This window comes from Pseudomonas frederiksbergensis (assembly GCF_001874645.1).
GTDB lineage: Bacteria > Pseudomonadota > Gammaproteobacteria > Pseudomonadales > Pseudomonadaceae > Aquipseudomonas > Aquipseudomonas frederiksbergensis_B.
Map to the genome: position 1 here is coordinate 5,172,333 of NZ_CP017886.1, position 20,387 is coordinate 5,192,719.

General features: G+C 60.0%; 15 protein-coding genes and 3 pseudogenes. 8 read left to right on the forward strand and 10 right to left on the reverse strand.

Annotated elements, in window-relative coordinates; all coding sequences use genetic code 11:
• Positions 1 to 53 precede the first annotated feature (53 nt).
• The 7 genes and pseudogenes from BLL42_RS30590 to BLL42_RS24900 all read left to right on the forward strand — a co-directional run.
• A pseudogene (locus tag BLL42_RS30590) lies at positions 54 to 179 on the forward strand (plasmid stabilization protein); the annotation flags it as partial.
• A gap of 94 nt (positions 180 to 273) precedes the next feature.
• Positions 274 to 576, forward strand: a pseudogene (locus tag BLL42_RS24875) (transporter substrate-binding domain-containing protein); the annotation flags it as partial.
• 55 nt (positions 577 to 631) lie between these two features.
• Positions 632 to 784 (forward strand): annotated as a pseudogene (locus tag BLL42_RS24880) (amino acid ABC transporter permease); the annotation flags it as partial.
• A gap of 64 nt (positions 785 to 848) precedes the next feature.
• Positions 849 to 1,241 (forward strand): RidA family protein, encoded by a 393-nt coding sequence (locus BLL42_RS24885; RefSeq protein ID WP_071555098.1) that lies wholly within the window; start codon positions 849 to 851, stop codon positions 1,239 to 1,241.
• Positions 1,242 to 1,382: 141 nt separating this feature from the next.
• Positions 1,383 to 2,147 (forward strand): IclR family transcriptional regulator, encoded by a 765-nt coding sequence (locus tag BLL42_RS24890; RefSeq protein WP_071555100.1) that lies wholly within the window; start codon positions 1,383 to 1,385, stop codon positions 2,145 to 2,147.
• 37 nt (positions 2,148 to 2,184) lie between these two features.
• Complete coding sequence (locus BLL42_RS24895) at positions 2,185 to 3,402, forward strand: amino acid deaminase (RefSeq protein WP_071555102.1); 1,218 nt, start codon at positions 2,185 to 2,187, stop codon at positions 3,400 to 3,402.
• A gap of 138 nt (positions 3,403 to 3,540) precedes the next feature.
• Positions 3,541 to 4,476, forward strand: a complete 936-nt coding sequence (locus tag BLL42_RS24900) for a sugar kinase (RefSeq protein WP_071555104.1) — start codon at positions 3,541 to 3,543, stop codon at positions 4,474 to 4,476.
• Between the two features lie 21 nt (positions 4,477 to 4,497).
• Here BLL42_RS24900 and BLL42_RS24905 read toward each other — a convergent pair whose 3' ends face one another.
• The gene (locus BLL42_RS24905; protein ID WP_019690952.1) at positions 4,498 to 4,773 is read right to left on the reverse strand and encodes a peptidylprolyl isomerase; all 276 of its coding nucleotides are present in this window, start codon (positions 4,771 to 4,773) and stop codon (positions 4,498 to 4,500) included.
• Positions 4,774 to 4,826: 53 nt separating this feature from the next.
• On the reverse strand, positions 4,827 to 7,364 hold the full coding sequence (locus BLL42_RS24910) for a PAS domain-containing hybrid sensor histidine kinase/response regulator (protein ID WP_071555106.1): 2,538 nt from the start codon (positions 7,362 to 7,364) through the stop codon (positions 4,827 to 4,829).
• 145 nt (positions 7,365 to 7,509) lie between these two features.
• Between BLL42_RS24910 and BLL42_RS24915 the strand changes: the two genes are divergently transcribed.
• On the forward strand, positions 7,510 to 8,628 hold the full coding sequence (locus BLL42_RS24915) for a PilT/PilU family type 4a pilus ATPase (RefSeq protein WP_071555108.1): 1,119 nt from the start codon (positions 7,510 to 7,512) through the stop codon (positions 8,626 to 8,628).
• 91 nt (positions 8,629 to 8,719) lie between these two features.
• Here the strand turns inward: BLL42_RS24915 and BLL42_RS24920 are convergent, their stop codons facing one another.
• The 8 genes from BLL42_RS24920 to BLL42_RS24955 form a co-directional block, all read right to left on the reverse strand.
• Positions 8,720 to 10,675, reverse strand: a complete 1,956-nt coding sequence (locus BLL42_RS24920; protein WP_071555849.1) for an acetoacetate--CoA ligase — start codon at positions 10,673 to 10,675, stop codon at positions 8,720 to 8,722.
• A 67-nt stretch (positions 10,676 to 10,742) separates the two neighbouring features.
• The gene (locus BLL42_RS24925; protein WP_071555110.1) at positions 10,743 to 11,516 is read right to left on the reverse strand and encodes a 3-hydroxybutyrate dehydrogenase; all 774 of its coding nucleotides are present in this window, start codon (positions 11,514 to 11,516) and stop codon (positions 10,743 to 10,745) included.
• Positions 11,517 to 11,523: 7 nt separating this feature from the next.
• Positions 11,524 to 12,915, reverse strand: coding sequence for a GntP family permease (locus BLL42_RS24930; RefSeq protein ID WP_071555112.1), 1,392 nt, complete (start codon positions 12,913 to 12,915; stop codon positions 11,524 to 11,526).
• Positions 12,916 to 13,198: 283 nt separating this feature from the next.
• Positions 13,199 to 14,614, reverse strand: coding sequence for a sigma-54 interaction domain-containing protein (locus BLL42_RS24935; RefSeq protein WP_071555114.1), 1,416 nt, complete (start codon positions 14,612 to 14,614; stop codon positions 13,199 to 13,201).
• A gap of 123 nt (positions 14,615 to 14,737) precedes the next feature.
• Positions 14,738 to 16,318: an ABC transporter ATP-binding protein gene (locus BLL42_RS24940; protein ID WP_071555116.1), complete on the reverse strand. Its 1,581-nt coding sequence runs from the start codon at positions 16,316 to 16,318 to the stop codon at positions 14,738 to 14,740.
• A gap of 40 nt (positions 16,319 to 16,358) precedes the next feature.
• A complete protein-coding gene (locus BLL42_RS24945; RefSeq protein WP_071555118.1) occupies positions 16,359 to 17,381 on the reverse strand; it encodes an ABC transporter permease in 1,023 nt (340 codons plus the stop codon).
• Positions 17,381 to 18,439: a microcin C ABC transporter permease YejB gene (locus BLL42_RS24950; protein WP_071555120.1), complete on the reverse strand. Its 1,059-nt coding sequence runs from the start codon at positions 18,437 to 18,439 to the stop codon at positions 17,381 to 17,383. Before BLL42_RS24950 ends, BLL42_RS24945 begins: the two co-directional genes overlap by 1 nt.
• Positions 18,439 to 20,307, reverse strand: coding sequence for an extracellular solute-binding protein (locus BLL42_RS24955; RefSeq protein WP_071555122.1), 1,869 nt, complete (start codon positions 20,305 to 20,307; stop codon positions 18,439 to 18,441). Before BLL42_RS24955 ends, BLL42_RS24950 begins: the two co-directional genes overlap by 1 nt.
• Positions 20,308 to 20,387: the final 80 nt, after the last annotated feature.

Consider the following 20,387-nt stretch of genomic DNA (forward strand, 5'->3'; position numbering starts at 1 on the left):
CTGTTCGGAGTGCCATTTTTAGCGCTATTAAAAGCACTTCAAGGAGCAGCGTTATGACACACATCGTGCTTTCTCAGGTTGTAGCGAGCATTTCCGAACTGAAGAAAAATCCCATGGGGACGGTCGCCGCTGGCGGCGGGTTGTCCGTTGCGATTCTTAACCGAAATCCCCAGGAATTCTCCGGCAGCCTATGGCACACTTGCTGCTGTCTATTCCGCTATCACATACCAAATTCCGGTATAGCGGAATTGGAATCATCCTGGAGTGCTCGTCGTGCAGCGTCGACTTTCCTTGTTTACAGCGTGTGTTTTTCTCTTTGCGGCCACAGCCTCTGCCGTGGGCATTGCCCAGGCGGCAGACAGCAAGCTCGACAGCGTATTGAAGCGCGGGCATTTGATCGTGGGCACGGGCAGCACCAATGCGCCGTGGCACTTCCAGGGCGCGGACGGCAAATTGCAGGGTTTTGATATCGACATCGGGCGGATGGTCGCCAAGGGCTTGTTCAATGACCCGAGCAAGGTCGAGTTCGTGGTGCAATCGTCTGACGCACGGATCCCCAATTTGCTGACATTCAAATGATCCGGTGAGAGTGGGGCGGTCATGAATCGCCCGGCTCAAGGTACTGCTGACCATGAACTATCAATTGAACTTTGCTGCCGTCTGGCGCGATTTCGACACTTTGCTGGCGGGGCTCGGTCTGGGCCTTGAACTGGCGCTGGTGTCGATCGCCATCGGTTGCGTGATCGGCCTGCTGATGGCGTTTGCTTTGCTCTCAAAGCACCGCGCTTGGTGGAGTTTCTCAAGAACACCCGTTTTTAACAGTCAATTTCGAATCAGGAGAAACACCCATGAGCATTACTCGTTACGGCACGGGTAGCACCGCCGGTGGCGGCCAGCCGCGTCCTTTCGCCCGCGCGGTCGAAGCCGATGGCTGGCTGCATGTGTCTGGCCAGGTGCCGGCGCTGGATGGTGAAATCATTGCCGGCGGGATCGTCGAGCAGACTCACCAGACCCTGCGCAACCTGATCGCGATCCTCGAAGAGGCTGGTTATGGCCTCGAAGACGTCGTGCGCACAGGCGTATGGCTGGAAGACCCACGGGATTTCTGGAGCTTCAATAAAGTGTTCTCCGAATACTTCAGCCCGGAACACGCACCGGCCCGGGCCTGCGTGCAGGCGAACATGATGGTCGACTGCAAAGTCGAGATTGATTGCATTGCTTATAAGGCGAAGAAGGCCTGATTTGTTCTTGTAGGAGCTGCCGAAGGTTCGGGCCGCGTTCGGACGATCTTTTGGCGTTTTTGGAGGTGCCGGAAGGGCAAGATCAAAAGATCGCAGCCTGCGGCAGCTCCTACGGGCGAATTTGAATGGGGACCCACTGAAATGACCGAAGACACCATCAAGCGCCGGGCTCGCGGTCTGGACCGGGCGTTCGATATCCTCGATTTCCTCAAGGAAGTCGGCCAGCCGCTGCGTCCGAACGATATCGCCAGCGGTATCGGCAGTCCGAAATCCACGGTTTACGAGCTGGTCGCATCCCTGCTCGAACGACGGATTCTCGAACCGGTGGGCAAGGAAGGTCACGTCTACCTCGGCCGGCAACTGTACTTTCTCGGTCAGGCGCATTTGCGCCATTTCGACCTGAGCCGCGAGGCCGATCACGCCTTGCAGGAGATCGTCAGCCAGACCCGCGAAACCGCACAGATGTGCCTGCTCAACGGGCGCAAATACACGGTGGCGCTGATGAAGGAAGGCGAGCGGCATTTCCGCATTTCCTCGGACATTGGCGAGAACGCACCGATTCCGTGGACCGCTTCCGGGCGCTTGTTGCTGGCGCATTTGAGTGACCAGGAAATCGTCGACCTGATCGATGAGGATGACTTCATCCTGCCTGGCGGCGAACGTCTGCCGCTTGAGCGTTTTCTGGCGGAAATCCGTCAGGCCGGTATCGACGGATTTTTCTCCTTCGACAGCGTCGCCGACACCTTTACCCATTGTTTCGCCGCCCCGGTGAAAGACCCGAGCGGCGTCGCCATTGCGACCCTGTGCATCGTCGCCCCAAGGGCCGATGCCAAGAACAATTACAACGACTATCGCCGGGTGCTGATCGACAGCGCGAACAACCTGGCCCGTCGCATCAACGAATAACAGTGGCCGATCGCGGCCGCATGTGAGGAGTTAGAACATGTCTTCTGCCTTGAACATCGCCGCCGTGGAAAAGGGCATCGGCAATCCGGGTGCCAACCTGGTGCGTGACGTCAGTCTGCCGGCGCTGGTGCTGCACCGCGAAGCGCTGGAGCACAACATTCGCTGGATGCAGGCGTTCGTCAGCAACAGCGGTGCCGAGTTGGCGCCGCACGGCAAAACCAGCATGACCCCGTCGCTGTTTCGCCGCCAGCTGGAGGCGGGCGCCTGGGGTATCACCCTGGCCACCGCAGTGCAGACCCGCGCCGCCTACGCCCATGGCGTGCGCCGGGTGTTGATGGCCAACCAGTTGGTGGGGGCGCCGAACATGGCGCTGATCGCCGAGTTGCTGGCGGATCCGGCATTCGACTTCCACTGCATGGTCGATCACCCGGATAACGTCGCCGACCTCGGGGCATTTTTTGCCGCGCGCGGTCTGCGTCTGAACGTGATGATCGAGTACGGTGTGGTCGGCGGCCGTTGCGGTTGCCGCAGCGAAGCCGAAGTGCTGGCACTGGCCGAAGCGATCAAGGCGCAACTGGGGTTGGCGTTGACCGGCATTGAAGGCTACGAAGGGGTGATTCACGGCGACCAGGCGGTCAGCGGAATCCGCGGCTTTGCGGCGTCCCTGGTGCGCCTCGCGGTGCAGCTGCAAGACAGCGCTGCTTTCGCCATCGACAAGCCAATCATCACGGCCTCGGGCTCGGCCTGGTATGACCTGATCGCCGAGTCCTTCGCAGCCCAGAACGCCGTCGGACGTTTCCTCAGCGTGCTGCGCCCCGGCAGTTACGTGGCTCACGACCATGGTATCTACAAGGAAGCGCAGTGTTGTGTGCTCGATCGTCGCAGCGACTTGCACGAAGGCCTGCGCCCGGCGCTGGAAGTCTGGGCGCATGTGCAGTCGTTGCCGGAGCCGGGTTTTGCGGTGATCGCCCTGGGCAAGCGCGATGTGGCGTATGACGCGGGGCTGCCGCTGCCATTGCTGCGTTACCGGGCGGGTGTGTTACCAGCCGTTGGTGATGACGTCAGTGCCTGCACCGTGACGGCGGTGATGGATCAGCACGCGTTCATGACGGTAGCGCCCGGGGTTCAGTTGCGCGTGGGCGACATCATCTCGTTCGGTACTTCTCACCCGTGCCTGACCTTCGACAAATGGCGAACCGGTTGCCTGGTGGATGAGCAGTTGAACGTCATCGAAAGCATGGAAACCTGTTTCTAGGTTCCAGACCGAGACGCGGCCATCGCGAGCAAGCTCGCTCCCACATTGACTGCAGTGTTTGCACGATCAGTGTGGGAGCGAGCTTGCTCGCGATGAGGCCCTACCAGACAACACCGAAACACCAGAGACCCCACAACCATGAACACCATCAGCCCCCTTGGCCCCAATACCCCGCGCATTGCGCTGATCGGCGAGTGCATGATCGAGTTGCAGCAGCGCGCCGACGGCAGTCTGCAACAGAGTTTTGGTGGCGATACCCTGAACACCGCGGTCTACCTGTCTCGCGAATTGGGCGATGGGGCCACGGTGGATTACGTCACCGCATTGGGCGATGACAGTTTCAGCGACGCCATGTGCCAGAGCTGGTCTGAAGAAGGCATCGGCCTGGACATGGTCCAACGTTTGCCGGGGCGTTTGCCCGGTTTGTACTGCATCCAGACCGATGCTTCGGGTGAACGTCGTTTCCTCTATTGGCGCAACGAAGCCGCCGTGCGCGATTGCTTCACCACGCCGGCGGCCGCGCCGATTCTCGCGGCACTGCCGGATTACGATGTGCTGTATTTCAGTGGCATCACCCTGGCGGTGCTGGGCGATGAAGGGCGAAAAAAGCTCATTGGAACACTGATCGAAGCCCGCCAGCGGGATGCGCGGATTGTCTTCGACAACAACTACCGGCCGCGTTTGTGGAGCACCGTCGAACAGGCGCGGACGGCGTACCGCGAAGTCTTGCCCTACGTCGATCTGGCACTGTTGACGGTCGACGATGAGCAGGCGCTGTTCCAGTTTTCCGATTGTGCGGCGGTGTTCGCGGCCTACGAGCAGATTGGCACGCCGGAAGTGGTGCTCAAGCGGGGCGCCGAACCGTGTCTGATTCGCTGTGGCGGTGAGTCGTTCGAGGTTCCGGCGCTGCGCGTCGAGCAGGTGGTAGACACCACGGCGGCGGGGGATTCGTTCAGCGCGGCGTATCTGGCCAGTCGGCTCCGTGGCGCAAGCCCCGCAGAAGCCGCAGAGGCCGGGCATTGGTTGGCGAGTCGGGTGATTCAGGTGCCGGGGGCGTTGATCTCCCGAGGTTGAATGGACCCACGTCGATAACGATCAATCCCGGTAAAACACCTGCACCAGGTGATAACCAAACTTGCTCTTGATTGGCCCGTGCACGACGCGCAGCGGTTTCTTGAAAATCACCGCGTCGATAGCGCCGACCATCTGCCCAGGCCGAACTTCGCCCAGGTCACCCCCGCGCTTGCCGGACGGGCAGGTGGAATACTTCTTGGCCAGCACATCAAAGGCCTCGCCCTTGGCGATGCGTTGTTTGAGCTGTTCGGCCTCTTCAGCGGTTTTCACCAGAATATGGCGGGCTTGAGCTTTCATTGGGGCAGTTACCTTGGAGCGGTTGTGTCGGCGGGGCGCGATTATGCCTCAAATCAACCGGTTCGGCGGATCATGTGGCGAATCTTGCCGGCCAGTTGTTCAAGGGTAAAGGGCTTGGCCAGCAGGTCCATGCCCTCCTCGAGAAAGCCCTGACGTTCGGCGGCTTTTTCCGCGTAACCGGTCATAAAGAGCACGTTGAGCCCTGGCCGATGCTGGCGGGCGATTTCCGCCAGTTGCCGGCCATTCATACCGGGCAGACCGACATCGGTCACCAGCAGATCGATGCGCAGGTTTGACTCGATCAACGGCAGAGCGTTTTTTGCGTCTTCTGCCTCATGAGTGATGTAACCCAGTTCGTTCAGCACATTGAGCACCAGCATGCGCACTGCCGGATCGTCTTCGACCAGCACCACCGACTCACCCGCCGTCGCATAGGGGCTGCCCAGGCTGACTGCCGCCGGCGAGGTGTGCTGAGGCGCGTTGTGCAGGCGCGGCAAATACAGGCGCACCGTCGTGCCTTGTCCCGGCTCACTGCTGAGGGTCACATGGCCGCCGGATTGCTGGGCAAAGCCATAAATCATCGACAACCCCAGCCCGGTGCCCTGGCCGATGGGTTTGGTGGTGAAGAACGGATCGAAGGCCTTGGCCAGTACGCGCGGGGTCATGCCAGCACCGTTATCGCGTACGCCGAGCATCACATAGTCACCGGCCTTGACCGGCTCAAGGGTGCTGATGTCGCTGCCATCGAGGTAGCTATTGGCGGTTTCAATCACCAGTTTGCCACCCTCAGGCATCGCATCGCGGGCATTGATCACCAGGTTGAGCAGGGCGTTTTCCAGCTGGTTGGCATCGGTGTTGACCGACCAGACTTCAGGTGCCAGCTGAAATTTCAGCTCGATATGCGTGCCCTTGGTGCGGCGCAACAGTTCTTCGAGCGAATGCACCAGCGTGTTGAGCTCAAGCGGTCGACGGTCCAGCGATTGCCGGCGGGAGAACGCCAGCAGTCGGTGAGTCAGGGCGGCCGCGCGATTGGCTGACGACACGGCCGCATCGGCAAAGCGGCCGATCTCATCGCTACGCCCATCAGCAATGTAGCGCTGCATCAGGTCCAGGCTGCCAATAATCCCGGTCAACATGTTGTTGAAGTCGTGGGCGATACCGCCTGTGAGTTGGCCGACGGCTTCCATTTTTTGTGCATGGCGCAACGCATCTTCGGCGCGCTCACGCTCGAACATTTCGTTTTGCAGGCGATGGTTGGCTTCAGCCAGTGCCTTGGTGCGTGTGTCGACCCGCTCTTCCAGCGTCTCGTTGAGGTTGCGCAAGGCTTCTTCGGTCTGTTTACGCTCGGTTTCGTCGATCACGAAAATGTAGAACCCATTGACCGCGCCATCGGGGCCAAAGCGTGGCAGGTACTTCATCAGCGCAAAGCGCGGTCGGCCGTCGCGGTGCGGCGAATAGGCCTCGAAACTGCACGCCTTGCCGGCCAGCGCTGCGCTGATCTGTTCGACGCGGGTGGCATAGAGTTCATCGCCGAGTATTTCGCGAATGGTTTTGCCGTACAGCTCCTGCGGGGTCAAGCCGTACCAGTCCAGGTACGCGCTGTTGTTCAGACGAAAGCGTTCCTCGTGATCGACATAACCGATCAGCACCGGCATGGCGTTGATGATCAGTTGCAACTCGGTCTGGCTTTGCCGTAATGCCTGTTCGGTGTGCTTGCGCTCGGTCAGGTCCAGGGCTGCACCGAGAAAACGCAGGGGCCGGCCGTGGTGATCCTTGTAGCAGCGGCCTCGGGCAAAGACCCAGCGCACTTCGCCGCTGGCTTGCAGTAGCCGGTACTCCTCGGCGTATTCACTGCCATGGCTGATGCAGTGTTTGATGCTGCGGGTGACCATGGCCCGGTCTTGCGGGTGCACGCCGTTGAGGTACGCGGTGATAGGCAGTTGGCTGGCCAGGGACGGATCGACGCCATGCAGCTGGGCGAAATGAGCGTCGGCAATGAAGCGGTCTTCGCCGATGTCCCAGTCCCAGGTGCCCACCGCGTCAGTGGCGGCAAGGGCCAGTTGCAGACGCTCTTCGGTTTCGTGCTGGGCCTTGAGGCTGGCCTCCGAGCGTTGCTTGAGCTCCAGGGCGATGCGTCGGCGCTCGTTGGTTTCAATGGCAGTGACCAGGATCCCGGACACCTGTCCACGTTCGTCACGAATCGGGCTGTAGGTCAGGTCCAGCCAGAAATCCGATTCGCCGCCATCGCGCAGCAGGCTGAAACGCTGCTCACTGTAGGAACGCACTTGGCCTTGTAGGACAGCGCTATAAATGGGGGTCGTGAAGTCTTTAAGTTCTGGCCATATCTGGTGCGTGGGTTGTCCGAAAGCCTGCGGATGCTTGTTGCCGGCCAACAGTGCAAAGCCGTCGTTATAGATCTGTGAGAGCTCTGGTCCCCATAACAACAGCATGGGCATGGGCGAGTGAATCACGATGTCCACGGCGGTGCGCAGGCTCTGCGGCCAGTGGCTGGCAGAACCCAGCGGGCTTTGTGTCCAGTCGAGTCGGGCAATCAAGGCCTGGGCGTCGCCGCCGGTAGGGGATCCGTTCATAAGGGTTCCTGCATCATGGCAGTGCTACATGTCTGTACTGAGGGGCATCTACTATTCTTCGAAGGAGTCGACGCTCGGACGCGTGAAAAGTGGCGTGCCTCGGCGATTTTCGTTCAATCGAAGGCTTAACGGATATCTTTTTGCCATGGAAATTCACTCGCTGCTAAAAATGCTGGCCAGCCAGGAGGGTTCCGATCTTTACCTGTCTACTGGCGCACCGCCTACCGGGCGGTTTAATGGTGTACTCCGAACACTGGCCAGCGAAGCATTCAAGCCCGGCGAGATCGCCCGGATTGCCGAGGCCCTTATGGACGCCGAGCAGCGTGTAGAGTTCGACCGCGAGCTGGAAATGAACCTGGCGGTTTCTCTGGTCGGAGTCGGGCGCTTTCGGGTCAACATCTTCAAACAGCGCAATGACGTATCGATCGTGGCCCGCAATATCAAACTCGATATCCCGCGCTTTGAAGACCTCAAACTGCCCGCCGTGTTGCTTGAAACGGTGATGCTCAAACAGGGGCTGATGTTGTTTGTCGGCGCCACGGATTCGGGCAAGTCGACATCGCTGGCAGCGTTGATCGATTACCGCAATCGCCACAGCAGCGGGCACATCATCACCATCGAAGACCCGGTGGAGTACATCCATAGGCACAAAAAATCGATCATCAACCAGCGAGAGGTCGGTGTCGACACCCGCAGTTTCCACGCAGCCTTGAAAAACACCCTGCGCCAGGCCCCGGATGTGGTGCTGATCGGCGAAATTCGTGACCGCGAAACCATGGAGCATGCGTTGGCGTTTGCCGACACCGGGCACCTGGTGATCTCCACCTTGCACGCCCACAATGCCAATCAGGCGCTGGACCGGATCATCAATTTTTTCCCGGAAGAACGCCGTGCGCAGTTGCTCAATGATCTGGGCAACAACCTCAAGGCCTTCGTTTCCCAACGTCTGGTGCGTACCCGCGACGGCCAGCGTCGGGCGGCGGTGGAGGTCATGTTGGGCACGCCAACCATTGGCGATTTGATACGGCGTAATGAACTGGCAGAACTCAAGGAAATCATGGAAAAGTCCGTGAGCCTCGGCATGCAGACCTTTGATGGTGCGTTGTTTGCGCTGGTGGTCGAGGGCGTCATTGATGAGGAGCAAGCATTGAAGAATGCTGACTCACCGAACAACCTCCGCTTGCGCCTGAAGTTGCACGCGGACGATTTACCAAAGGCCGATATCCCATCCACCGAAACCGGTGAATGGGGGCTGATGGACTGACATTCCCCCGTAGGAGCTGCCGCAGGCTGCGATCTTTTGATTTTTGGTGAACGTATCGGCGCTAAAAGATCGCAGGCTCCTACGCGGATTTTCAGTTCTCCAACTCTGGCCGATCCCGAAACTGCTCCAACGCTTCGGGATTGGCCAGGGCATCAGTGTTCTTCACGGGCTGACCATGCACCCTATTGCGCACGGCGAGTTCGACCACCTTGCCGCTGATGGTGCGCGGAATATCGGTCACGGCGAGGATTTTTGCCGGCACATGCCGAGGCGTGGTATTGGCGCGGATGACCTGGCGAATCTGCTGTTCAAGGTTGTCGTCCAGCGTCACGCCTTCACGCAGGCGCACGAACAGCACCACGCGCACGTCATCCTGCCATTGCTGGCCGATGGCGACCGAGTCCAGTACCTGATGGACTTTTTCCACCTGCCGGTAGATTTCCGCTGTGCCGATGCGTACGCCGCCGGGGTTGAGTACCGCGTCAGAGCGCCCGTGGATCAGCCAACTGCCATTGGGCCGTTGTTCGGCGTAGTCGCCTTGGGCCCAGACACCCGGGAACTGGTTGAAATACGACGTCCGGAGTTTTTCCTGTTGCGGGTCATTCCACAGGCCGATCGGCATCGCCGGGAAGTGCCGGGTGCAGACCAGCTCGCCTTTCTCACCGATGACCGGTTGGCCGGCCTCATTCCAGACCTCAACGGCCATGCCCAGGCCCTTGCACTGCATCTCGCCCCGGCGAACCGGCAGGACCGGATTGCCGGCAACGAAGCAGGAAACGATGTCGGTACCGCCCGACATCGACGACAGGCACAGCTCGCTTTTGATCTCGCGGTAAACATAGTCGTAGCTTTGCGGCGACAGTGCCGAACCGGTCGAGAGCAGGGCTTTCAGGCTGCTCAAATCATGGCTGAGGCGTGGCTGGATTTCATTGCTTTCAAGAGTCGCCAGGTACTTGGGGCTGGTGCCAAAGACGCTGATGGCTTCACTGTCGATCAGGTCGATCAAACGTTGCGGAGCGGGATGGAAAGGCGAGCCGTCGTACAGCACCACGCTGCTGCCGACCGCCAATGCCGAGACCAGCCAGTTCCACATCATCCAGCCACAGGTGGTGTAGTAGAACAGTCGGTCGTCAGGCCCGAGGTCGACGTGCAAGCCGTGTTCCTTGACGTGTTGCAGCAGTACACCACCGACGCTGTGGATGATGCATTTTGGCACGCCGGTCGTGCCGCTGGAGTAGAGAATGTACAGCGGATGAGCGAAGGGCACCGCAACGAACTCGGGCTCGCCACCCGGGCGATAAAAGCTGTCCCACAGCGCAACGTTGGCTTGGGTTTTGTAATCATCAACGCGGGCCTGTGGTCGGGCATAAGGCACGATGATCAGTTGCTGCAATGAAGGCAGGCGTTCGAGGATTTCATTGACCTTGGTTGTTTGATCGATCTCTTTGCCGGCGTAGCGATAACCGGCGCAGGTGATCAGCACTTTCGGTTCGATCTGGCCGAAGCGGTCGACCACTCCGTGCGTGCCGAAATCCGGTGACGAACATGACCAGATCGCTCCGAGGCTGGTGGTGGCAAGCATGCCCACCAGGGTCTGCCAGGTGTTGGGCATGCACGCCGCCACCCGATCACCCAGGCCAATACCTGCGGCCCTCAGTTTTTTTTGCAGACCGGCGACGTGCTCGGCCAGCTCACAGTAGCTCAAGCTTTCACGCTGACCGTTTTCGGCGATGGCAATCACCGCGGTTGCATCATCGCGACGGCGCAGCAGGTGCTCGGCAAAGTTCAGCGTGGCACCGGGAAACCACTCGGCGCTGGGCATCTGCGGACCTTCACGCAGCACCGTGCTCGGTGGCTGGTGAAAGTTGATCTCGAAGAAGTCGACGATGGCTTGCCAGAAATCTTCGCGCTGATCGATGCTCCATTGATGCAGGGCGGGGTAGTCCGCGAGTGCCAGGTTGTGCCGCTGATTGCTGAAGCGCCGGAAGGCATCCATGCGGGTTTTGCCGATGCGTTGGGCGCTGGGTTGCCAAAGTACTTCTGACATGGTTTGCCTCTTTTTTTTGATCAGATCGTTCCCACGCGGGAGCATGGGAACGATCATCAGGTGGTGGCTACTGCGCCAACCACCCACCATCAATATTCCACGCCGCGCCACGCACCTGGCTGCCGGCTTCACTGCACAGAAACAGCACCAGTTCGCCCAACTGCGGCGGAGTGACGAATTCCAGCGACGGTTGCTTCTCGGCCAGTAAATCATGCTGCGCCTGCTGTGGGTCAACCCCCGTCGCAGCGCGGTCATCGATCTGCTTCTGCACCAGCGGGGTCAGTACCCAGCCGGGGCAAATGGCGTTGCAGGTGACGTTACTGGTGGCGGTTTCCAGGCCGACTACTTTGGTCAGGCCAATCACGCCGTGCTTGGCGGCAACGTAGGCGGCCTTGCCGACTGAACCGACCTGACCGTGTACCGAGGCGATGTTGACGATCCGTCCCCAACCTTTGGCGCGCATGCCTGGCAGGCTGAGACGGGTGCTGTGGAAGACCGAGGACAGGTTGATCGCAATGATTGAATCCCAGCGCTCCACGGGGAAGTCTTCCACTGCAGACACGTGTTGGATACCCGCGTTGTTCACCAGAATATCGACGCCGCCGAACTCTCGTTCGGCGTAGGCGATCATCTCGGCAATTTGCGCGGGGTCGCTGACGTCGGCCGGATGATGGCCGACCTTGCCGCCGAACTGCTGCACCTGCGCGATGACCTGCGAGGCATCGCCGAAACCATTGAGAATCAGGTTGGCGCCGGCCTTGGCCAGACTCAGCGCAATGCCCAGGCCTATGCCGCTGGTGGAGCCGGTGACCAGTGCGGTTTTGCCCGAAAGAGTTGTCATGAATGCCTCACACAATGCCGGTGGCGTAGAAAGTACCGATGACTACGAAGACCGCCAGGGTCTTGATCAGCGTAATACAGAAAATGTCTTTATAGGCTTCGCGGTGGGTCAAGCCCGTCACTGCCAACAGGGTGATCACCGCGCCGTTGTGCGGCAGGGTGTCCATGCCGCCACTGGCCATGGCGGCGACCCGGTGCAGCACTTCCAGTGGAATGTTCGCCGCATGGGCCGCGGCGATGAAGTCATTGGCCATCGCCGCCAAGGCGATGCTCATGCCGCCCGAGGCCGAACCGGTGATACCGGCTAGCAGGGTCACGGTGATCGCTTCATTGACCAGTGGATTAGGGATGCTTTTCAGCCAGTCGGCCAGCACCAGGAAACCCGGAAGAGAGGCGATGACCGCACCAAAACCGTATTCCGACGCAGTGTTCATGGCCGCCAGCAAGGCGCCACTGACCGCGCTTCTGCTGCCCTCGGCGAGCTTGCCGCGGATCGCCTGGAAGCCGAACACCAGCACCATGATGATGCCCACCAGCAACGCGGCCTGGACCGCCCAGATCGCGGTGAGTTTGGCGATTTCGGTGGTCACCGGCGCGGCCATGCCCGGCAGGCTCAGGCTGTGGGTCTTGCCGTACCACAGCGGAATCCAGTGGGTGAACAGCAGGTTCATGATGCCCACCAGCAGCAACGGCGAGAGCGCGATCCACGGGTTGGGCAGCTTCACGTCTTCGGCGGTTTCCGGTTCATTGCGCAGGACCAAACCATAGCCTTCACCGCTGAGCTGGGCCTTGTTGCGCTGGCGCTGGAGGAACAGCATGCCGGCGCAGAACACGAATATCGCGCCGATCAACCCCAGCCAGGGCGCCGCCCAGGCCGTGGTGTTGAAGAAGGTGCTGGGGATGATGTTCTGGATTTGCGGAGTGCCGGGCAGGGCGTCCATGGTGAAGGAAAACGCGCCGAGGGCGATGGTCGCCGGGATCAGCCGTTTCGGGATATTGCTCTGACGAAACATCTCTGCGGCAAACGGATACACCGCGAACACCACGACGAACAGCGACACGCCGCCGTAGGTGAGCAGGGCGCAGACCAGCACGATCACCAGCATCGCCTGGCGCGTGCCGAGCAGGCGAATGGCTGCGGCGACAATCGAACGTGAAAAGCCCGACAACTCGATCAGCTTGCCGAACACCGCGCCGAGCAAAAACACCGGGAAGTACAGTTTGATGAAGCCGACCATCTTCTCCATGAACACGCCGGTGAAGGCCGGCGCAACGGCGGAAGGGTCAGTGAGCAGGACCGCGCCAAGGGCGGCAATCGGAGCGAAGAGAATGACGCTGTAGCCACGGTAAGCAGCGAGCATCAGCAGCGCGAGGGCTGCCAAGGCAATGATCACACTCATGGTGTGTCTCCTGAATTGTTATTTTTGTAGGGCGAATCTTTTGTGGCTGTGGGCTTAGCGAGTTTCGTGCCATTAGGTTAAGTGATTGAAATATATTGAGTTTTTTAAATTGTTTGGATGGCTTGGTCATGGATTATCTCTATATGGAGACAGTCCATATGAAAAAAGATCGCAGCCTGCGGCAGCTCCTACAAGAAAATACGAGTTCCCACCGTAGGAGCTGCCGCAGGCTGCGATCTTTTGATCTTTAATAAGTTGTCTCCATATGAAGACTAATATCTCTTTATAGAGACTCGGTAATCCCCAACGCCACCATTTTCTTATACAACGTCGAGCGCCCAAGCCCCAGCCGCGCTGCCGCTTCGACAACTTTGCCGCCACAGTGCGCGAGCATGCTTTCAATCAACTGCCGGTCGAAACGTTCGCGTGCAGCACTGAAGGTCTCATTGGCATGCGTTTCAATGGCCAGTGGCGCGGAGCGCTGTACCGGAACAAAACTGCCAATCGCCGCGCGAATTTCCGCAGCATTCAGGATCAGGTCATCGCTAAGCAATGCGGCGCGTTCCAGCACATTGCGCAGTTCGCGAATGTTTCCCGGCCAGGCGTGTTGACCCAGTAACTCCAGGGCCTGGCTGTCGAGCTCATGCTGACTGCGCAGTTCTTCCAGGATCGCTTCGCTCAGGGCCGGCAGGTCGTCGAGGCGTTCGCGCAGGGGCGGTACCTGAATGGGCAACACGTTGAGGCGGTAATACAGGTCGGCACGAAACTCGCCGCGTTTGATCGCCGCTTCGAGGTCGGTGGAGGTCGCGGCGATCACCCGCACATCGCTCTGAATCACTTCGTTGGAGCCGACCGGTTCGAATTCTTTTTCCTGCAAGACTCGCAGCAGTTTGCTTTGCAACGGCAGTGGCATGTCGCCGATCTCGTCGAGAAACAAGGTCCCGCCCTGAGCGATCTGCAATTTGCCGGAACGACCCTTGCGATCTGCACCGGTAAAGGCGCCGGGCGCGGTGCCGAAAAATTCGGCTTCAAGCAGTGCTTCGGGGATCGCTGCGCTGTTGATACTGACGAAGGCTTTGTGCGCCCTTGGCGAAGCACCGTGAATCGCCTGGGCCAGCAATTCTTTGCCAGTACCGGTCTCACCCAGCAACAAGACCGGGGACTCGGTGCTGGCGCTACGTCGGGCGCGGCGTTTGACTTCCAGGCTGGCAGCGCTGGTCCCAATGAAGTGGGCGAAGGTGTATTTGGCTTGCCGGGCCCGTAGCAGCGAACGCGTGGAAGCAAGCTCTTCCTGCAGGCTCAGGTAACGTTTGAGCATCGGCGACAGGCTGCGCAACTCATCGAACAGCGCGAAGCCGATGGCACCGATCACCGCGCCGGCGTCGTCGTGAATCGGCAGGCGCATCACCACCAACGGCTCTTTGGGCGTGTCTTGCATGTCCAGCAGAATCGGTCGGCCGGTACGCACCACCTCGCGCAACAGGCTGCCGGGAATCACGCTTTCGCAGGGTCTACCGATCGCCACTTCGGCTGACGCCAGACCAAAGCGCTTGGCGTAACGCTCGTTCATCCAGACAATGTTCGCGTCTCGGTCGACGATCACCGTGCCTTCGCTGGACTGCTCGATGATTTCGAACAATGAGCGGATCGCCAGCATCCGCACACGCTGGTAGTCCTTGAGGCTTTCGGTGGTGTTCATTCGCAGTTCCCTGGACGGGTGACAAAAGGTCAAAAGATCGCAGGCTTCGCCAGCTCCTACACGGGGGCGGGTGTAGGAGCTGGCGAAGGCTCGGGCCGCGTTCGGACGATCTTTTCCGGGGCATTATGCCCAGCCCGGATGCGCTGCCGCCAACAGCTCTTTGGTATAGGGGTGCTGCGGCGCGGCGAACACTTCATGGCTGGCGCCGCGTTCCACGACTTTGCCGTCCTTGATCACGATCATGTCATGGGCCAGGGCGCGAACCACGGCCAGGTCATGGCTGATGAACAGGTAGGTCAGGCCGTGTTTTTCCTGAAGCTGGCGGAGCAGGGCAACCACCTGTTTTTGCACTGTGCGATCAAGCGCCGAGGTCGGTTCGTCGAGCAGGATCAGTGCCGGTTTGAGCACCAGGGCGCGGGCGATGGCAATCCGTTGGCGCTGGCCTCCGGAGAACTCGTGCGGGTAGCGGTGACGGCTTTGCGGGTCGAGGCCGACTTCTTTCAGTACCTGGATGACCTGGGCTTCGCACTCGGCTGCACTCGACTGGCTGTGGACTTCCAACCCTTCGCTGATGATCTGTGCCACCGACATCCGCGGGCTGAGGCTGCCAAACGGGTCCTGGAACACCACCTGCATCTGCTTGCGCCATGGCCGCAGCTGCTTCTGGTTCAGGCTGTCGAGCGCCTCGCCCTGAAAGCGGATGCTGCCGTCGGAGTCGAGCAGGCGCAGGATCGCCTGGCCAAGGGTGGACTTGCCGGAACCGGACTCGCCGACGATGCCGAGCGTCTTGCCGCGTTGAATGCTGAGGCTGATACCGTCGACCGCACGCAACCAGGTTTTACGCTGGAACAACCCGCCACCCAACGGAAAACGCACGCTGAGGTCATTGACCTCCAGCACGGCTTCGCGCTCGTCACGAGGCAGGGCTTCACCTTCCGGCTCGGCGTTCAACAGCAGGCGACTGTAGGGATGTTGCGGCTGGTTGAAGAGACGCTCGCAGTCGGCTTGCTCGACGATTTCGCCGCCGCGCATGACGCAGACACGCTGGGCGATGCTGCGCACCAGATTGAGGTCGTGGCTGATCAGCAGCAGCGACATGCCCAGGCGTTGTTGCAGTGATTTGAGCAGCAGCAGGATTTTGCGCTGCACCGTCACGTCCAGTGCGGTGGTCGGCTCGTCAGCGATCAGCAATTCAGGTTCGCAGGCCAATGCCATGGCGATCATTACCCGTTGTCGCTGGCCACCGGAGAGCTGGTGCGGATAGGCTTTCAGGCGCTCTTCAGGCTTCTGGATGCCCACCAGTTCGAGCAGCTCAAGGGTGCGTTTTTGCGCCGCCTTGCCACCCAGCCCCTTGTGCACCAGCAGGGTCTCGCCAATCTGTTTTTCGACGCTGTGCAACGGATTGAGGGAGGTCATCGGCTCCTGGAAAATCATCGCGATGCGATTACCGCGCAGTGTTCGCAGAGCCCCGATATCCGCGCCAATCAGTTCTTGGCCTCGGTAGCGAATGCTGCCCCAGGTTTCCGTGCCGCCATCGGGTAACAGTTGCAGGATCGAATGTGCGGTCACCGATTTGCCCGAGCCGGATTCGCCGACCAGCGCCAGGCATTCGCCGGGGCGGATGTCCAGGCACAGGTTGCGCACTGCGGCCTGGCCACTGAAGGTCACGTTGAGGTCACGGATTTCGATCAGGTTGTCGCTCATATCAATAGTCCGCTTCAAGATCGAGGGTCAAGACCGCGGCTCAAGAGCGCGGATCAAATGCATCACGCAATGCTTCACCGATAAACACCAGTAAAGAAAGAATCAGCGCCAGGGTGAAAAACGCCGTCAGTCCAAGCCACGGTGCTTGCAGATTCTGTTTGCCCTGACCGATCAACTCGCCCAGCGAGGCGCTGCCGGCGGGCATGCCGAAGCCAAGGAAGTCGAGGGCGGTGAGGGTCGAGATCGCCCCGGTGAGAATGAACGGCAGGTAACTCAAGGTCGCGTTCATCGCGTTTGGCAGAATGTGCCGCACGATCACTTTACGGTCGGTCAGGCCCAACGCACGTGCTGCTTTGACGTACTCCAGATTGCGCCCGCGCAGGAACTCGGCGCGCACCACGTCCACCAGTGCCAGCCAGGAAAACAGCGCCATGATCCCCAACAGCCACCAGAAGTTCGGCTCGACGAAACCTGAAAGGATAATGAGCAGGTAAAGCACTGGCAGCCCCGACCAGACCTCCAGCAAGCGCTGACCCAGCAAGTCGACCCAGCCACCGTAATAACCCTGCAAGGCGCCGGCGGCGATGCCGATCAGTGTGCTGATGAAAGTCAGCGCCAGCGCAAACAAAATCGATACACGGGCGCCGAAGATCACCCGCGCCAACACATCGCGCGCCTGATCATCGGTGCCCAGCCAGTTGACCTTTGAGGGTGGGCTCGGCGCGGGCTGGTTGAGGTCGTAGTTCGGCGTGTCGTCGCTGAACGGGATCGGCGGGAACAACATCCAGCCGCCATCCTTATGGATCAGTTTCTGCACGTAATCACTGCGGTAATCGGCTTGGAACGGCAGGTGACCGCCGAACTCTATCTCGGTGTAGCGCTTGAACGCCGGGAAGTACAGCGAGCCCTGATAGCTGAGTACCAGCGGCTTGTCGTTGGCGATCAACTCGCCGCCGAGGGTCAGGACGAACAGGCCGATGAACAACCACAGCGACCACCAGCCGCGACGGTTTTTCTTGAACCGTTCGAAGCGTCGGCGCGCCAGGGGCGAGAGATTGAACATCAGGCGTTCCTCGCGGCGAAGTCGATGCGCGGGTCGACCAGGGTGTAGCAAAGGTCACCGATGAGTTTTATCAGCAGGCCGAACAAGGTGAAGATGAACAACGAACCGAACACCACCGGGTAGTCCCGGGACACCGCCGCTTCGTAACTCATCCGCCCCAGTCCATCGAGGGAAAAGATCACCTCGATCAACAGGGAACCAGCGAAAAACACGCTGATGAACGCCTGAGGAATGCCCGAAACCACCAGCAGCATCGCATTGCGAAACACGTGGCCGTACAGCACCCGGCGCTCGCTCAGGCCTTTGGCGCGGGCGGTGACCACGTATTGGCGGGTGATTTCGTTGAGGAAGGAGTTCTTGGTCAGAATGGTCAAGGTGGCGAAACCTCCGACCACCAGCGCGGTGACCGGCAGGACCAGGTGCCAGAAATAATCGGTGATTTTCCCCAGCGTCGATAGCTGCTCGAAATTCTCCGAGACCAGGCCACGAACCGGAAACCAGTTCAACGACGTACCGCCGGCAAACACCACAATCAGAAACATCGCAAACAGGAACGCCGGCATCGCGTACCCGATGACGATTGCGGTGCTGCTCCAGATATCGAAATGGCTACCGTGGTGCACGGCTTTGCGAATGCCCAGCGGGATCGATACCAGGTAAGTGATCAATGTCGCCCAAAGCCCGAGGGAGATGGTCACCGGCATCTTTTCAAGGATCAGGTCGGTGACCGTGGCACCGCGAAAGAAGCTCTTGCCGAAGTCCAGCCGGGCATAGCTGGTGATCATCAGCCACAGGCGTTCCGGTGCCGGCTTGTCGAAGCCGTACTGTTTTTCGATGTCCTTGATCAGTTGTGGATCAAGACCGCGACTGGCCCGCGAGCCGTGACTGAGGGCGTCACCGGAAGCCCCGATGCTTGAGCTGCCGATGCCTTGCAGGTGCGCGATGGCCTGCTCGACCGGGCCGCCCGGGGCGGCCTGCACGATCACGAAGTTGACCAGCAGAATGATCACCAGCGTCGGAATGATCAGCAGCAAACGTCGAAAGATATAAGCCAGCATCAATGAGGCCCTCCGGGTCTGCCACGGCTGATGCGTTCGGCGGCCATCTGTTCGTTGGTCAGCGGAGTGGTGCTCATTTCCCACCAGCTTTCGATGGCTTCGTCATTGCTTGCTTGTACCGTCGGAATGCCGAAGCGGTTCCACCACACGGTCGAGGAGCCTGGCGGGTAGTAGTTGGGAATCCAGTAGTAGTTCCATTGCAGCACCCGGTCCAGTGCGTGGGCGTAACGTAGCATGTCGGCCTGGGTGGTGGCTTTGACCAGACCGGTAATCAGCGTGTCGACGGCCGGGTTTTTAAGCGCCATGTAGTTATTGGCGCCGGGGTCGGTGGCGGCGGCCGAGCCGAAGTAGTTGTACAGTTCGGTCCCCGGCGAGGTGGTCACCGGGTAGCCGGTGACGATCATGTCGTAGTCACGGCTCATCAAGCGGTTTACATACTGCGACGAATCGATCCGGCGGATGTCCAGGTTGATGCCGATCTGCGCCAGCGTGCGCTTGTACGGCAGTAGCAGACGGTCCATGCCGTTCTGGCTGATCAGGAAGGTAAACGCCAGCGGCTCGCCCTCGGCGTTGACCAGTCGGTCGCCATCAGGTTTCCAGCCGGCTTGCTCGAGCAGCGCCAGTGCCTGCAATTGTTTGTCGCGGATCAGGCCGCTGCCGTCGGTCTTCGGTGCTTCGAATACCTGGGTAAACACCTCGTCCGGAATCTGCCCGCGCAAGGGTTCGAGAATCGCCCGTTCGCCGGCATCGGGCAATTGCCTGGCCGCCAGCGTGGTGTTGGAAAAGAAGCTCTGCTGGCGGATGTACAGGTTGCGCATCATCTGCCGGTTACTCCACTCGAAATCCCAGAGCATTACCAGGGCCTGGCGTACGCGGCGGTCCTGGAACATTGGCTTCTGCAGATTGAACACAAAGCCCTGGGCCGGCTGCGGTGCCTCTTTGGCCAAATGGGCCTTTTGCAAGCGGCCGTCGTTCAGCGCCGGACCGTCGTAACCGATGGAATAAGCGGTGGCCGAGAACTCACGGTTGTAGTCATAGGCGCCGCCGCGCAGTACCTGGCGAGCGACATCGGTGTCGCCAAAGTACTCAATACTGAAATGGTCGAAATTGTACAGGCCGCGGCTAACGGGCAGGTCCTTGCCCCACCAGTCGGCATTGCGTTCGAAGGTAATGCTGCGTCCCGAATCAATTTTGCCGACGCGGTACGGGCCGCTGCCCAGCGGTGCTTCGTAACCGCCGCCATTGGCGAAGTCGCGGGTTTTCCACCAGTGCTCGGGAAACACCGGCAAGGTCGCGATGTCCAGTGCCAGGGTGCGGTTTTCGTTGTTCTTGAAGTCGAAGCGGATGGTGCGCGGCGACTCGACTTCGACGCCTTTGATGTCGGCGAATTGGGTGCGATAGCGCAGGCTGCCCTGGGTCATCAGCAGGTCGAAGGTGTAGCGCACGTCTTCGGCGGTGATGGGCGTGCCATCGGCGAAGATAGCCTTGGGATTCAGGTAGAAACGCAGCGACAAACCATCGTCGGCGCGCTCCATTTTCTCTGCCACCAATCCGTATACGGTGTAAGGCTCATCCAGCGAACGCTGGGCCAGCGGCGAGTAAATCATCCCGTCGAGCTGAGTTACGCCAATGCCTTTGTCGATGTACGGCAACACGTGGTCGAAGCGGCCGATTTCAATCGCCGAGCGGCGCATGCTGCCGCCCTTGGGGGCTTGCAGGTTGGTGTAGGCAAAGTGACTGAAGCCGGCAGGGTATTTGGCCGGTTCGCCATACACGGTCAAGGCGTGTTGTGGAGCAGCGTTAACGCCTGTGGTGCTCAGCAGCAAGGTCAGGGCCGTGATGATCAATGGGGGGAAAGCCAGTCGCATTGTCAGCCTTAAGAGCCGGGTGATCGATAAGCACAATTTGTACGCTAGCGGCGCGTGACTCGCCAGCCATAATCATTCGA

Excerpts from the sequence above, each read along its gene's own strand:
- BLL42_RS24885 (WP_071555098.1), top strand. The coding sequence starts at position 849 with ATGAGCATTACTCGTTACGGCACGGGTAGCACCGCCGGTGGCGGCCAG.
- BLL42_RS24890 (WP_071555100.1), top strand. The coding sequence starts at position 1,383 with ATGACCGAAGACACCATCAAGCGCCGGGCTCGCGGTCTGGACCGGGCG.
- BLL42_RS24895 (WP_071555102.1), top strand. The coding sequence starts at position 2,185 with ATGTCTTCTGCCTTGAACATCGCCGCCGTGGAAAAGGGCATCGGCAAT.
- BLL42_RS24900 (WP_071555104.1), top strand. The coding sequence starts at position 3,541 with ATGAACACCATCAGCCCCCTTGGCCCCAATACCCCGCGCATTGCGCTG.
- BLL42_RS24905 (WP_019690952.1), bottom strand. The coding sequence starts at position 4,773 with ATGAAAGCTCAAGCCCGCCATATTCTGGTGAAAACCGCTGAAGAGGCC.
- BLL42_RS24910 (WP_071555106.1), bottom strand. The coding sequence starts at position 7,364 with ATGAACGGATCCCCTACCGGCGGCGACGCCCAGGCCTTGATTGCCCGA.
- BLL42_RS24915 (WP_071555108.1), top strand. The coding sequence starts at position 7,510 with ATGGAAATTCACTCGCTGCTAAAAATGCTGGCCAGCCAGGAGGGTTCC.
- BLL42_RS24920 (WP_071555849.1), bottom strand. The coding sequence starts at position 10,675 with ATGTCAGAAGTACTTTGGCAACCCAGCGCCCAACGCATCGGCAAAACC.
- BLL42_RS24925 (WP_071555110.1), bottom strand. The coding sequence starts at position 11,516 with ATGACAACTCTTTCGGGCAAAACCGCACTGGTCACCGGCTCCACCAGC.
- BLL42_RS24930 (WP_071555112.1), bottom strand. The coding sequence starts at position 12,915 with ATGAGTGTGATCATTGCCTTGGCAGCCCTCGCGCTGCTGATGCTCGCT.
- BLL42_RS24935 (WP_071555114.1), bottom strand. The coding sequence starts at position 14,614 with ATGAACACCACCGAAAGCCTCAAGGACTACCAGCGTGTGCGGATGCTG.
- BLL42_RS24940 (WP_071555116.1), bottom strand. The coding sequence starts at position 16,318 with ATGAGCGACAACCTGATCGAAATCCGTGACCTCAACGTGACCTTCAGT.
- BLL42_RS24945 (WP_071555118.1), bottom strand. The coding sequence starts at position 17,381 with ATGTTCAATCTCTCGCCCCTGGCGCGCCGACGCTTCGAACGGTTCAAG.
- BLL42_RS24950 (WP_071555120.1), bottom strand. The coding sequence starts at position 18,439 with ATGCTGGCTTATATCTTTCGACGTTTGCTGCTGATCATTCCGACGCTG.
- BLL42_RS24955 (WP_071555122.1), bottom strand. The coding sequence starts at position 20,307 with ATGCGACTGGCTTTCCCCCCATTGATCATCACGGCCCTGACCTTGCTG.